The organism is Providencia manganoxydans, from assembly GCF_016618195.1.
Lineage (GTDB): Bacteria > Pseudomonadota > Gammaproteobacteria > Enterobacterales > Enterobacteriaceae > Providencia > Providencia manganoxydans.
On sequence record NZ_CP067099.1, the window covers coordinates 2,165,066 to 2,178,306 of the forward strand.

The following is a 13,241-nucleotide window of genomic DNA, read 5'->3' on the forward strand; positions in this document are numbered from 1 at the left end:
GTGATATATGTGAAACCGGTCACAAATCCATATACAAAGCACGCTGTTAATTAGTTTAGAATAGATTTACTGATTTCGTTGTTAATTTTTTGTTGCGTTAAATTGGTGTATTATTAGTTTAATACCACTTAATCTTTCAGTATTTGGGTTTTATATGACAGATAAAGATAAGCAACCGATTGATTTATCGGAGCTAAATGATATTCAGCAATATGTGACTCAACAAGCGGGCACTGAACGACCTTTTACAGGAACGTTATTGCATAACCGTAAAGATGGTGTGTATGAATGCCTATGTTGTGGCACGCCATTATTTCTTTCTGAGACAAAATTTGATGCAGGATGTGGCTGGCCAAGCTTTTATCAGCCAGTCAGCGAAGAAGCGATTAAATATATCGAAGATTTTTCTCATGGTATGCATCGGATTGAAGTGCGCTGTCAAAACTGTAATGCGCATTTAGGGCATGTTTTTCCAGATGGTCCGCAACCTACAGGGCAGCGTTACTGCATTAATTCAGCATCGTTAAGCTTCATCGATGAGCAAACGGGTGAAAAGACCCGTGGATAGGGTGCTGACGCTAGCTGACAGTTTAAAATAACAATAGCAATATCGATTCAGCTTTCAGGATATCGCTAGCTGTATCAATTGAAGGAGTATGATGTGAGCGTTGAATTAGCGCCTGAGCAATTAGAACAATTGTTATCTGTAATGACCCCTGAAATTTATCAGCGCTTAGTGACCGCTGTTGAGTTGGGTAAATGGCCCGATGGGGTCGCATTAACGCCTGAGCAGAAAGAGCATAGCCTACAAATGGTGATGCTGTGGCAATCAAGGAATAATCATTCACCAGAACATATGACAATTGGTACGGATGGGCAAATTACGATGAAAAGTAAGCAGGAGCTCAAATCCATGTTTCAAGGTGATATATTGGCGACATTGAAACCGCAAAATCAAGATTAATTTCATTGGCTCGCCTCTTAAAGCTAATAAGAGGCGAGCCATATCAATAATACTCCATAACGAGAACCTGCTTTCATTCTAATACTTCGGTTTAAATAACCGATTTTTAGCTTGTTTAATTTATTTCCTTTCTTACAAATAGCTTCCCCAATGGTTTTTAATCACCAATAGAATATAGGGTACTAAACGCATTTTTAAGTTCTGTGTTTGGCTTAATTTATATTCATTTCACCTGTAATTTAATCTAATAAAACTCCTTAGTTATTGATAATTAATATTATTTATCAGGTTTTGCCATAAAGATAGCATAAAAGGGCTGTTTCGATAAACAGTCCTTTTAATCTTGCTAATAAATAAGGATATTTTATGGCAAATAATGATTCTCATGACAGCATGAGCGTATCAGCAAGCCCCGATAGTGATGACAACAATGGAAGAGGAACAGGTCCAGAAGGGCGAGGGGATTCGGGGGGGAGTCGTGGCAGCTCTCACTCACGTTCTGTAAATTTTAGCCAAACACCTGAAAAACAAGCCATTATTAACCCACTTATTCTACTCCCTGTCACCATTGCTGTAGTGGAAGGAACATGGGGTGTCACAGTAAGTGCCGTTCGTTCTACACCTACACCATTAGCTCAATTGGTTGCAAAGGTGATTAATTCAGCACCAATAGCTGCTCGAGCTGTAGGATTTACGATTTCTGCAATTTATCCCACCCCCGTTGCGCCAGACAATATTGACCCTTATTTTGCAGAACATCAGCGACAGTTAGCCGATATTGTTGCTAGACAAAATTTGCAGGACAAAACCTATAGTGTGACAGCGCTTCCTGCAAGCCTTGTGACGGATACTCCAATTAGTTCAATAGCTCAATTACAGGAAGTTACAGCAAAGGTCATTGCTGAGCCTGTTATTGATCCAGTAACAGAACAGAAAGTCACTGCATTGACTAAAACCGACCGTAAAGTTTCTGTCGTTAAAGCGACAAGAACTCGCCGTACGAGCGTTTATTCTGTTGCTGCTGTTCCTAATCAACCACCATTGCAAGTCTATGTTGATATGAGGGAACCTAGAGGATTAGCCAGCTCCCCTGCTATTATTGAAAGTGCGTTGCCTGTTTCACTATTACCTAGCCCTGTAGCGCAAACGACCCACCATATCGTTGATTTTGGTGATGAGCATGCGCCAATTTATCTTTCCATCTCTAAACAAAATACATCTCAGCAACTAGCGCTCGAAGTTGAAGAAGCCAAAAGGCGCGATGAGGAGTTTTTAGACACTCATCCCATCGAAGCCGCAGAACGAGAGCTGGCAGCAGCACAAAGCCAGCTCTCTTCGGCAAGAGCTAATTTAGGGTTACGTCAACGACAATTACAGGCATTACAGAATACCTCCGAAGCGTTAGCTTTTACCGATCCACAGCGACATCCGTTAGAAATTCGTTTTGATGATTGGATCAGTGGATTAGGTTCAAGTTATCGTGACGGCAGCGTGTTGTTGCATCTCAATGCGATTATTGATTCGCCGACAAATTTAGCTTTTTTAATGCAGCATGGTGCTACTCGTTATGTTGCAGACGTTTTAGAGGTTAATAATATTGAAGCTCCCACGGAAGGGGGACGACGTGTAGCGCTAGCTGTACGTGATAAGCTGATTGAGCTGTATGATGAGCTGCACCAACGTTTTCTGCGTTCAATAAAACTTATTGATGATGCTGAAAAAATATTGGCGCTTGCGGAAGCTGAAGTCAAAGACGCGGAAGATAAAACCGCGGCAGCAGAAGATAAAGTTGCTAAGGAAAATAAGCGCAGAGAAGAAGGAACAGTTACTGGAAATGGAGAGGCGGTTGGCGAACAGTGGCTAGAAGATGCAAATAAAGGTAATGGTGTTCCAATCCCAGAACAGATCGCTGAAAAACTACGCGGGAAAAAATTTAAAACCTTTGATAAGTTTAGAAAAGCATTTTGGGAAGAGGTGTCGAAAGATCCTGAGTTATTTGATCAGTTTTGTGATGCGAATAAGGGCAATATAAAAAAAGGTAAAGCTCCAGTTCCTGTTGAAGAGGAACAGGTTGGCGGGCGAGTCAAATTTGAGTTACACCATGAAGAGCCGATAGCTCAGGGAGGAGAAGTATATGGTATAGATAATTTACGGGTTGTAACGCCAAAAAGACATATTGGAATTCATAAAAAAGGATAATGAAGGTAATGAAAAATAGTATTAGTGATTATACAGAAGCAGAGTTTATTATTTTTGTCCGAAAATTATTTAATGTTGAGAATACAACGGAAGAAGAGGATATCGCTACTCTTCTTGAATTTAAAAGGCTTAGTGAACATCCCTCTGGCTCCGATTTGATTTATTACCCAAATAAAAATAGGCCAGATACCCCTGAAGGGGTTGTTCAAGAAGTGAAAGAATGGCGAGCGCAGCAAGGGAAACCAGGTTTTAAAGTAGGTTAACTTTGTATATAAAGCTAACCACCCAATGTGTATTTGGGTGGTTTTATTTATTGCAAAGAATCCGTCGTCAGTAAAGTAGCGCCTTTTTGTGACATTTCAGCTAAAGCGAGTTCACTGTCCATGGCTGATAGATTGACACCACGGCAACCATCAATCAGGACATCGACGTTGTAGCCTAACTTTAGTGCATCCATGACTGTAAATTTGACGCAATAGTCGGTGGCTATTCCCATAATAAATAACTGGGTAATTTGTTGCTGTTGTAGCCAAGTATGTAACCGAGTTTGGCTAATTTTATCATTATCAAAAAACGCACTATAGCTATCAACTTGTGGGTTCTCACCTTTCGTAAATACCTCAACAATCGCGTCTCGATTTAATTCAGGATGAAATTCAGCGCCATACTCTCCTTGTACACAGTGATCTGGCCACCAAACTTGCGCAATTCCATTTAATTTACCAATATCCCCCACTTGAGTGCCTGAATTACTGGCAAAGCTGAGGTGGTTCGCAGGGTGCCAATCTTGACTGGCAATAATGGGAATATTTTGCTTTTGGCAAAGCTCTATGGCTTTGTTTGCTGTCTGTATTACAATGTCACTATCTGCAACGGCAAGTGCACCACCAGTACAGAAATCATTTTGTAAGTCTACTAAAAGTAACGCGGATTTAACCAAATCCTCGCTTTGCTTATTCATCGGCATAGCTGAGTTCGCCTCTTAGATTATTTTGCATTAATTCCCGAACATGTGCCGGTGTATAATTTTGACTAAGTAAATAATGTAATTTGCTCAATGCTGCTTCAAATGTCATATCAAACCCACTAATGACACCTGCCTCAGCGAGGGCATGACCTGTCGCATAACCTTCCATATTTACACGACCCGAAATGCACTGAGTCAGATTTACCACAATAATACCTCGGTTTGTTGCATCGTGGAGGATTTTTAGTAATTCAGGCTGCTGAGGCGCATTTCCTACACCATATGAACGTAAAATTAGTGCTTTAACAGGTTGTTGAAGAATATTACGCACAATCTCAATGGATAAGCCTGGGTAAAGCATGACAACACCAATGGGTTGCGGTGTGATGCGATGAGTGATCAAAGAACCAATACCAATAGGTGCAGGGCATGTATTAAAAGTACGTATATGGATCCCAGCTTCCATTAAAGGAGAGCAGTTAGGCGATGTAAATGCATCGAAGCCATCTGCATGCGCTTTGACAGTACGATTGCCCCGATACAATTTATTATTAAAAAATAAGCCAACTTCATTAATCGGATAATTAGCGGCTAAATATAAGGCATTTAGTAAGTTGGTTTGCCCATCTGAACGTAATGCTTCTAAGGGTATTTGTGACCCTGTCACAATAACGGGTTTACGTAAGTTTTCTAACATAAATGATAATGCTGAGGCGGTATAAGCCATGGTATCGGTGCCATGCAAAATAACAAAACCATCATAGCTATCATAATTAGCACTAATATCGTCAGCGATAATTTGCCAATCTTCTGGGGTAATATCAGAAGAGTCAATTAAAGGCTGGTGTTCCCTAATCGTAAATGCAGGCATTTCTGGTCTGTGGAATTCAGGCATTTTAGCTAGCTGTGCTTGCAAGTGTCCTGAAACAGGAATGTAGCCTTGGGGGGAGTGGCGCATACCGATAGTTCCTCCGGTATACACAACGTAAATCGATTTCTTCTGCATTTCATTACCTAGCTTAGTCGGTACTGGATTAGCAGTTAATAATCATATGGATGATTGTTAATGCTGACTTCATTTGATGTTATAACAATTTTGAACGATTTAATTGTGGTTATCTACTGTTTAAGTGGCATTGACTGATGATAAAACGTTGGAACCCCTTTAGTTAAACTAAAGGGGTTGAAAGGTTAGTTAATTTCAGCGCAGTTTAAACAAAACGCATATCGATTTTGTGGATCATTCATTTTTAAGAAAAACTGAGCTTGCTGGCGGATATCGGTTGCAACCGATGGCGGCAGAAAAACTTGTAACATATCAGGCATAACGGCCTGTGCATTATTACTAATCTCTAAAATTAGTTGATCCATAAAGGTCAACTCAGGCTGCATCCAATCTAGCTCAACAGAATCGAGTTTAGCGAGTTCAGCTGCTTTATTTACCGCATCATCAAAATCGCCTAACTGATCAACTAAACCAATTTTTTTCGCATCACTGCCTATCCAAACACGGCCTTGAGCGATAGCATCAATCTCTTCGGGGGTTTTATGTCGTGATTTAGCCACTAAATTAATAAAGTTTTTATAACCATTTTCAATGGTGACTTGCATCATATCGGAAAACTCAGAGCTAATTCCTTTTGTCACAGAAATATCTGCAAGAGAGGTTGTCGAAACGCCATCAGTGTATACACCGACAGAGTCCAAGGCATTTTCAAACGTATTGATCACACCAAAAATACCGATCGAACCCGTTATCGTACTTGGGCTAGCAATAATGTAATCGGCAGGGGTTGAAACCCAATAACCGCCAGAGGCAGCCATACCTCCCATAGAAACGACAACGGGTTTACCCGCCGCTTTAGCTGAAGCAAGTTCACTACGAATTAATTCCGAAGCGGTTACGCTACCACCAGGGCTATTGACGCGTAAAATAATGGCTTTGATATTCGGATCAAGGCGAGCATCACGAATTTGTGTGCTGATAAGATCGCCACTTGCGATCCCCGGTGCTTGAGGGCCATCCATTATCGCACCTTGCACAACGATGACAGCGATATTACCTGCCGGTGTTTCTGTGCCAATATTGGTTAGTTTTCCAGAGTAATCATAAATGCTGATATAGTTGAAATGTTTATCATCTTTATTCCAACCAAATTGCTTTTTAAGCACATTTTCAGCTTGTTCACGGGTATAAATTTTATCAACCAATTTTTGGTTTAAAGCGTATTGTGCGCTATCTCCACCTGCGGCCCGAAGCTTACTGATTAATGTATCAGAACCGGGGAAGATCCCTTGAACATTAGTTTTACGATTTTGCGCGAGTGTATTAAGGTAGTTATCCCATAGTGCGTTTAGCCATTGTTTGGTTGCCTCTCGAGCTTCTGGGGACATGTTGTCACGCATCAGTGGTTCTACCGCTGATTTGTAGGTACCAACACGGAAAATATGGCTACTTACTTTCAGTTTTTCTAACAGTGATTTGTAATAAAGTGTATTAGTAGAAAAACCTTGGATACCGACCATTCCTTGTGGCGCCATAAAAATCTGATCAGCATAGCTTGCTAAGTAATATTGAGACTGGGTATAACCATCACCAACGGCGTAAATTGGTTTTCCCGAGCTCTTGAAATCAGCAATTGCCTTACCAATAAAATTAAGAGAAGGTTGATCTGCGCCGACAAGATTATCTAAGCGGAGTACCATACCTGTGATGCGATCATCGGTTGCTGCGTTGCGGATGGTATCCACAATATCGAACAAGGCGTTTTCTTGCATACGACTGTTTGGCGTGCCTAACAGTTCACGGCTCATACGACCAAAGGGATCTGGTGTTGAAACTTGATCAACGACAACACCTTGTAAATCAACATAAAGTGCACCAAAGTAATTTGGATCAGGTTTTGATTCGGATTGATATAATGCTATCGAACCAATGACTAAAAAGCACAGTACTAAGAAAATGGTATTGAATACCAGTTCCCGAATAAAATTTAGTATTCGCCAGCTAAATTTAAAGACAGTGGCGATGATCTCCCATATTTGACGCATATTTTCTCCAACACACGAATTTGCACTGATATCTTAATGAAATAAAAACAGTTGTCTGCAATTGAATGATATTTTTATGCATAACAAAGCGATTTAGAGCGTTGTACAATATCGTGATGATATTTTTCAAAACATATAGATGATATAATTCAATCAATTAATCAAGTAGAGCCCATGATGTTGGCCGGTAGCTGAATGACAAACTGGGTTCCGCTGCAAACTTTATTAGCACGTGATCATTAAATTAGAGTGATAATGATTGCTTGTTTGAATGACTATCATATCAGTTTACTCTGAATCGGAGATGAATATGGATGCTTTAACCCTTTTATTGAACCGTCGTTCAGCTTCACGGCTAACAACTCCCGCACCACAAGGTGATGAATTGCAGAATATTTTGGCTGCGGGTATGCGTGCACCTGATCATGGCGCATTGCGTCCTTGGCACTTTGTGGTTATGCAAGGTGAAGGGTTAAATCGCTTTAGTCAGTTACTTGAGAAGGCAGCAAAGGAAGGCAAGTTAGGGGCTGAAGTTGAAGAAAAAGCACGTAATGCACCGTTTAGAGCGCCGCTAATTATAACGGTTATCGCAAAAACACAAAATCATCCTAAAGTTCCAGAGTGGGAGCAAATTGTAGCGGCAGGTTGTACTGTACAAGCCATGCAAATGGCAGCAGTCGCACAAGGGTTTGGTGGAATTTGGCGCTCAGGCTCATGGACAGAAGATGAAATTGTCCGTGAGGGTTTAGGATGTGAACCAAACGATCATATTGTGGGCTTCCTTTATTTAGGAACTCCAGAACTAAAAGCGCCAACGAAAGTGCAAATGCCAGACATGCAAAACTTCGTTTCTCACTTTTAATAAGGCCAATTGTTATGGAAAAAATTAGATTAACACAATACAGTCACGGTGCTGGTTGTGGCTGTAAAATTGCGCCAAAAGTGTTAGAGCAAATTTTGCATTCAGAACAAGCTAAATTTCATGATCCACATTTGTTAGTTGGCAATGAAACTAAAGATGATGCTGCTGTTTATGATCTAGGGAACGGTATCGGTATCATTAGTACCACAGATTTCTTTATGCCAATCGTTGATTCACCGTATGAGTTTGGGCGTATTGCCGCAACAAATGCGATCAGTGATATTTTTGCGATGGGCGGTAAACCGATTATGGCTATCGCCATTTTAGGATGGCCAATTGCTAAATTACCCCCTGAGGTTGCCAGAGAGGTGATAGAAGGTGGACGAGCAGCGTGTGCGGATGCTGGAATATCATTGGCAGGTGGACACTCGATTGATGCGCCAGAACCTATTTTTGGACTAGCGGTGACGGGTGTTGTTAATACTGAATATGTGAAAAAAAATAGTGCAGCAACAGCAGGTTGTGAATTATTTTTAACTAAACCGCTAGGTATTGGTGTACTCACAACCGCAGAGAAAAAAGGTGTATTGGCGCAAGAGCATCAGAATTTAGCCGCTGAAACTATGTGCCAGCTGAATAAATTAGGTGCGGTGATTGCACCATTAGCGGGTGTGACAGCGATGACTGATGTCACTGGATTTGGTTTATTGGGACATTTGAGTGAAATTTGCGAAGGTTCTCAAGTACGCGCTGAAATCTATTTCAATCAAGTTCCTAAACTGGCGAATGTAGAACACTATATCGAGACTGGTTGTGTTCCTGGCGGCACTCAGCGTAATTTTGATAGTTATGGGCACCTGATTGGGCCAATGAGTGATGCTCAGCGTAAGCTATTATGTGATCCTCAGACATCGGGTGGGCTATTGATCGCAGTAGAACCTTCTGAAGTAGCTAAAATTAAAGACATTGCACATCAGCAAGGTGTTTTGTTACAGTCTATCGGTAAATTATTACCCCATCGGGACAATGTACCTTTAATTGAAGTGATAGATTAATTCATGCGTTTGTTTATTGCGGAAAAGCCTAGCCTTGCGCGGGCAATTGCGGATGTGCTGCCTAAACCTCACAAAAGGGGGGATGGCTTTATCCAATGTGGTGCTGACCAAATGGTCACATGGTGTATCGGGCACTTGCTTGAGCAAGCGGAGCCTGATGCTTATGAACCTCGATATGCACGCTGGAATTTACAGGATCTTCCTATTATCCCTGAAAAATGGTTGTTAAAACCACGTTCCGCAGTAACTAAACAACTTAAAACCATTGATACCCTTCTCAAACAGGCAACAGAGATCGTACACGCTGGGGACCCTGATAGAGAAGGGCAATTATTGGTAGATGAAGTTCTCGATTTTTTAAACCTTGAAGGTGAAAAAAGAAAGCAAGTTAAACGTTGTTTAATTAATGATCTCAACCCTCAAGCTGTTGAAAGAGCGATCGAACGTTTACGTGAAAACCGCGAATTTATCCCATTATGCGTTTCAGCATTAGCGCGAGCGCGAGCCGATTGGTTGTATGGCATTAATATGACTCGTGCCTATACCTTATTAGGACAACGAGGCGGTTACCAAGGCGTTCTTTCAGTTGGTCGGGTACAAACGCCAGTATTAGGTTTGGTTGTTCGCCGTGATGAAGATATCGAAAATTTTGTACCAAAAGATTATTTTGAAGTACGAGCGCATATCATCACGCCACAAGAAGAGCGTTTTGTAGCGATTTGGCAGCCGAGTGATTCCTGTATTGATTATCAAGATGAAGAAGGGCGTTTGTTTCATCGCCCTCTGGCTGAACATGTGGTATCACGTATTACAGGGAAACCTGCATTTGTTACGCAATATCAAGATAAACGCGAATCTGAAATCGCACCTTTGCCGTTTTCTCTTTCAGCATTACAAATTGAAGCGGCAAAAAAATATGGCTTAAGCGCTCAAGAAGTGCTGGATATTTGTCAGCGTTTATATGAAACCCATAAATTGATTACTTACCCGCGTTCAGATAGCCGCTATTTACCTGATGAACATTTTGCTGGGCGTCATTCTGTTTTGAATGCGATTTCAGTTCATCAACCTGATTTAACGCAATTTGAACTACCTGAATTAGATAAAAAGAACCGTTGTTGGGATGACAAAAAAGTGGATGCACACCATGCGATAATTCCAACGGCAAAAGCGGTTTCAGTAAAGCTTACTGAAAATGAAGCGAATATTTATCAATTAGTTGCTCGTCAATACATTATTCAATTTATGTCGGATGCCGTTTATCGTAAATGTACTATTGAATTGGAAATCGAGAAGGGTAAATTTATTGCTAAAGCACGTTTTTTAGCTGAAGCTGGTTGGAGGGTCGTATTAGGCAATAAAGAACGTGATGCCGAAAATGATGGTACACCGCTCCCTATTGTTGCAAAAGGTGATGAGTTACTTTGTGAAAAAGGTGAAGTGATTGAAAAGCAAACTCAGCCACCAAGGCCTTTTACAGATGCAACATTGTTATCAGCAATGACGGGTATCGCGAGATTTGTTCAAGATAAAGCTTTAAAAAAAGTACTCCGTGAAACAGATGGATTAGGCACTGAGGCGACACGTGCAGGGATTATTGATTTATTGTTTAAGCGTCAGTTTTTATTCAAAAAAGGACGTTATATTCACTCATCACCAGCCGGTAGAGCACTAATTCATGTGCTACCAGATATGGCAACATTACCGGATATGACGGCACATTGGGAATCGATTTTGACGCAAATTAGTGAAAAACAAACTCGTTATGATGATTTTATGAACCCACTTAGTGCGACATTAACTCAATTGATCCATCAAGCTCGCCAGTTTACTAACCTGCGTGCTTTTAGAGAACTCCCCCCTGTGACGAAAAGCAAAGGCGACAAAAAGTCTGCCAAATCAAAGAAAAAGGCTCAGCCAAGTAATAATCAATAGTCACATTTTAAATGATAGGAGGAAAGCAACCTCCTATCGAGTTCCTGCGACTTATTTAGGGAGCAGTTTTGGTTAAATCAAATTCAGCCCAGACAGGGGCGTGATCTGAAGGTTTTTCCATTCCACGAATGTCATAATCTATACCTGTGCCAATGCAATGTTGCGACAGTGCCGCTGAGGCTAATAGCAAGTCTATGCGTAGGCCACGGTTATCATCAAACCCTTTAGAACGATAATCAAACCATGAATAGCAATCATCAACCTCTGGATTCATCGTGCGATAGGTATCGACTAATCCCCAGTTGAGTAGCCTATCCATCCACTCGCGTTCCTCAGGTAAAAACGAACATTTCCCCGTTTTTAACCAGCGTTTACGGTTAACCTCACCAATACCGATATCAAGATCACTTGGGCTAATATTCATATCGCCCATGATCAGTAGTTGCGAATCAGGTGTTTGAGTTGAGGTTATGTAGTTTTGTAGATCTTGATAAAACTTTTGTTTAGCTGGAAATTTTATTGGATGGTCACGGCTTTCACCTTGAGGGAAGTAGCCATTGACGACGGTGAGTAAACCATTACTGGTTTCGATATCAGCCATAATAATTCGACGTTGGGCATCTTCCTCATCAGTAGGAAAACCTTTACGAACTGCAACGGGTTGATTTTTAGTTAATAGTGCAACCCCATAGTGTGCTTTTTGACCGTGATAAAAGACATGATAGCCGAGTTTACTCACCTCATCGTAAGGAAACATGTCATCATGAACCTTGGTTTCCTGAAGACCAATCACTTCTGGCTGATGTTTATCAATGATAGCAGCCAACTGATGTGGACGAGCACGTAGGCCATTAATATTGAACGAGATAAATTTCATGTTTTATCACCTAATAGATTTTTCTGAACTCGTTGATTCTAACAGATGATAGCTAGACTGTAACTATTTAATAACTATTTAACCAGCGATTGAATTATCATAACTGAATATTTACATTTCTAATTATAATATTAATGTTTTATTCCGAAATTTAAATAAGATTATTAGTTATACAATTAATGAAAAATATGTTCATCGATTTCCAATTGGTGATTTATATTTAATGTGATTTAATAGTCGAGCCATAAAAAATAATGAAATGAAACAGTATAATATATTGCTTTGCCATGTTGGAAAATATAAAAATACTTTTATGAAATATTGTTACTCATTCAATGAAAAGTTAAATTAAATTTTTCATCGATATGTCAAATAATGGGCTATTCAACGTATTGTTTTTAATGGTTAATAATGTTGAATCCTGCATGTTTAATAAACAGAATGGGGTCATAGATATGTTCTTTTCAAGAAAATTAGAGGCATTTATGGCGGTGGTTGAAAATGGCTCATTGAGTAAGGCTGCTAGGGTGATGAACCGCACTACGCCACCCATTGCCAAGTCGATTAAAGACTTCGAAACAAGCCTAGGTAAGCGATTATTTAAAAGAGAAAAATTTGGCATGACTTTAACTAAAGATGGCCAAGAGTTATATAATGATTTGCGCGATCTTTACTTGCAGGAGAAGGAAATAACTAAAAAACATTTTACAGGATATATTGTCAATGAAGCTAACATTTATTATGACTGGGGTAAGGAAAACTTTTTAGTTAATCTTTATCAGGCTGCTAATAAAAATAATGTTCAAATTAATATATTGAGATTTAATTATGAGGAAGTCGATGAAATAGTCGACTATGATGGTAATACGGTAATATTAAGTTCTCAACCCGTTATTAGTGAAAGGTTTTCACTGCAAAGAAAAATAGAAAATGCATCATTAGGTGTTTATTGTCGTAGCGAATTATATGATAAGTACCAAAATAATATTATGGAACTATTAAGAAACTGTACATGGTTGTGCGATCCTGCATTTTATAAGAGTAGTTTAATGAGTGAATTACTTGCTAAGACAGAATTGGAAGGTAATAAAGCCAGTATAAGGCAAATGGATAATATTGGTAGCTGCCAAAATTTTCTACAAATTGGTGATTTTATTGGGATTATTGACTACTACCCAGAAAATGATCTTAATGATAAATCACTTAATTATATACCCTTGAATTCGATCATCGATGAGAGTTGTTGTTTTGTCTATAAGTCGAAATCGCACTCAAGTGTGTTGAATCGTTTTACGGATATTATTGATACATTAGGAGGAAATCAATCTTGA

12 protein-coding genes are annotated in these 13,241 nt (G+C 39.9%); 8 read left to right on the top strand and 4 right to left on the bottom strand.

From position 1 onward, the window contains the following. Positions 1–154: 154 nt before the first annotated feature. The 4 genes from msrB to JI723_RS09640 all read left to right on the top strand — a co-directional run bounded on the left by msrB (position 155) and on the right by JI723_RS09640 (position 3,426). A complete protein-coding gene (gene msrB / locus JI723_RS09625; protein ID WP_070928204.1) occupies positions 155–568 on the top strand; it encodes a peptide-methionine (R)-S-oxide reductase MsrB in 414 nt (137 codons plus the stop codon). 141 nt (positions 569–709) lie between these two features. Continuing rightward, positions 710–964 (top strand): YeaC family protein, encoded by a 255-nt coding sequence (locus JI723_RS09630; RefSeq protein WP_233445693.1) that lies wholly within the window; start codon positions 710–712, stop codon positions 962–964. 366 nt (positions 965–1,330) lie between these two features. After that, on the top strand, positions 1,331–3,163 hold the full coding sequence (locus JI723_RS09635; RefSeq protein WP_337979949.1) for a colicin-like bacteriocin tRNase domain-containing protein: 1,833 nt from the start codon (positions 1,331–1,333) through the stop codon (positions 3,161–3,163). 8 nt (positions 3,164–3,171) lie between these two features. Then, positions 3,172–3,426 (top strand): bacteriocin immunity protein, encoded by a 255-nt coding sequence (locus JI723_RS09640; RefSeq protein ID WP_272580092.1) that lies wholly within the window; start codon positions 3,172–3,174, stop codon positions 3,424–3,426. A 47-nt stretch (positions 3,427–3,473) separates the two neighbouring features. On the opposite strand, the gene pncA is transcribed toward JI723_RS09640, so the two are convergent. From pncA to sppA, 3 genes are all read right to left on the bottom strand, one after another. After that, positions 3,474–4,130: a bifunctional nicotinamidase/pyrazinamidase gene (pncA, locus tag JI723_RS09645; protein WP_070928199.1), complete on the bottom strand. Its 657-nt coding sequence runs from the start codon at positions 4,128–4,130 to the stop codon at positions 3,474–3,476. Next, complete coding sequence (gene ansA / locus JI723_RS09650; RefSeq protein WP_070928196.1) at positions 4,117–5,136, bottom strand: asparaginase; 1,020 nt, start codon at positions 5,134–5,136, stop codon at positions 4,117–4,119. The genes pncA and ansA overlap by 14 nt, the downstream gene beginning before the upstream one ends. A gap of 185 nt (positions 5,137–5,321) precedes the next feature. Beyond that, positions 5,322–7,181 (bottom strand): signal peptide peptidase SppA, encoded by a 1,860-nt coding sequence (gene sppA / locus JI723_RS09655; protein WP_319066407.1) that lies wholly within the window; start codon positions 7,179–7,181, stop codon positions 5,322–5,324. Between the two features lie 310 nt (positions 7,182–7,491). On the opposite strand from sppA, the gene JI723_RS09660 reads away from it, so the two are divergent. From JI723_RS09660 to JI723_RS09670, 3 genes are read left to right on the top strand one after another with little or no spacing between them, the layout of a single operon-like run. Beyond that, a complete protein-coding gene (locus tag JI723_RS09660) occupies positions 7,492–8,043 on the top strand; it encodes an NAD(P)H nitroreductase (protein ID WP_070928192.1) in 552 nt (183 codons plus the stop codon). A 14-nt stretch (positions 8,044–8,057) separates the two neighbouring features. Then, positions 8,058–9,098 (top strand): selenide, water dikinase SelD, encoded by a 1,041-nt coding sequence (selD, locus tag JI723_RS09665; RefSeq protein ID WP_272580094.1) that lies wholly within the window; start codon positions 8,058–8,060, stop codon positions 9,096–9,098. A 3-nt stretch (positions 9,099–9,101) separates the two neighbouring features. Further along, complete coding sequence (locus JI723_RS09670) at positions 9,102–11,033, top strand: DNA topoisomerase III (protein ID WP_272580095.1); 1,932 nt, start codon at positions 9,102–9,104, stop codon at positions 11,031–11,033. A 55-nt stretch (positions 11,034–11,088) separates the two neighbouring features. On the opposite strand, the gene xthA is transcribed toward JI723_RS09670, so the two are convergent. Continuing rightward, on the bottom strand, positions 11,089–11,910 hold the full coding sequence (gene xthA / locus JI723_RS09675) for an exodeoxyribonuclease III (protein WP_319066406.1): 822 nt from the start codon (positions 11,908–11,910) through the stop codon (positions 11,089–11,091). A 455-nt stretch (positions 11,911–12,365) separates the two neighbouring features. On the opposite strand from xthA, the gene JI723_RS09680 reads away from it, so the two are divergent. Continuing rightward, on the top strand, positions 12,366–13,241 hold the full coding sequence (locus tag JI723_RS09680; RefSeq protein ID WP_070928469.1) for a LysR family transcriptional regulator: 876 nt from the start codon (positions 12,366–12,368) through the stop codon (positions 13,239–13,241).

Bases quoted from the DNA above. Each gene is read 5' to 3' on its own strand.
- msrB (WP_070928204.1), top strand. From the start codon at position 155: ATGACAGATAAAGATAAGCAACCGATTGATTTATCGGAGCTAAATGAT.
- JI723_RS09630 (WP_233445693.1), top strand. From the start codon at position 710: ATGACCCCTGAAATTTATCAGCGCTTAGTGACCGCTGTTGAGTTGGGT.
- JI723_RS09635 (WP_337979949.1), top strand. From the start codon at position 1,331: ATGGCAAATAATGATTCTCATGACAGCATGAGCGTATCAGCAAGCCCC.
- JI723_RS09640 (WP_272580092.1), top strand. From the start codon at position 3,172: ATGAAAAATAGTATTAGTGATTATACAGAAGCAGAGTTTATTATTTTT.
- pncA (WP_070928199.1), bottom strand. From the start codon at position 4,130: ATGCCGATGAATAAGCAAAGCGAGGATTTGGTTAAATCCGCGTTACTT.
- ansA (WP_070928196.1), bottom strand. From the start codon at position 5,136: ATGCAGAAGAAATCGATTTACGTTGTGTATACCGGAGGAACTATCGGT.
- sppA (WP_319066407.1), bottom strand. From the start codon at position 7,181: ATGCGTCAAATATGGGAGATCATCGCCACTGTCTTTAAATTTAGCTGG.
- JI723_RS09660 (WP_070928192.1), top strand. From the start codon at position 7,492: ATGGATGCTTTAACCCTTTTATTGAACCGTCGTTCAGCTTCACGGCTA.
- selD (WP_272580094.1), top strand. From the start codon at position 8,058: ATGGAAAAAATTAGATTAACACAATACAGTCACGGTGCTGGTTGTGGC.
- JI723_RS09670 (WP_272580095.1), top strand. From the start codon at position 9,102: ATGCGTTTGTTTATTGCGGAAAAGCCTAGCCTTGCGCGGGCAATTGCG.
- xthA (WP_319066406.1), bottom strand. From the start codon at position 11,910: ATGAAATTTATCTCGTTCAATATTAATGGCCTACGTGCTCGTCCACAT.
- JI723_RS09680 (WP_070928469.1), top strand. From the start codon at position 12,366: ATGTTCTTTTCAAGAAAATTAGAGGCATTTATGGCGGTGGTTGAAAAT.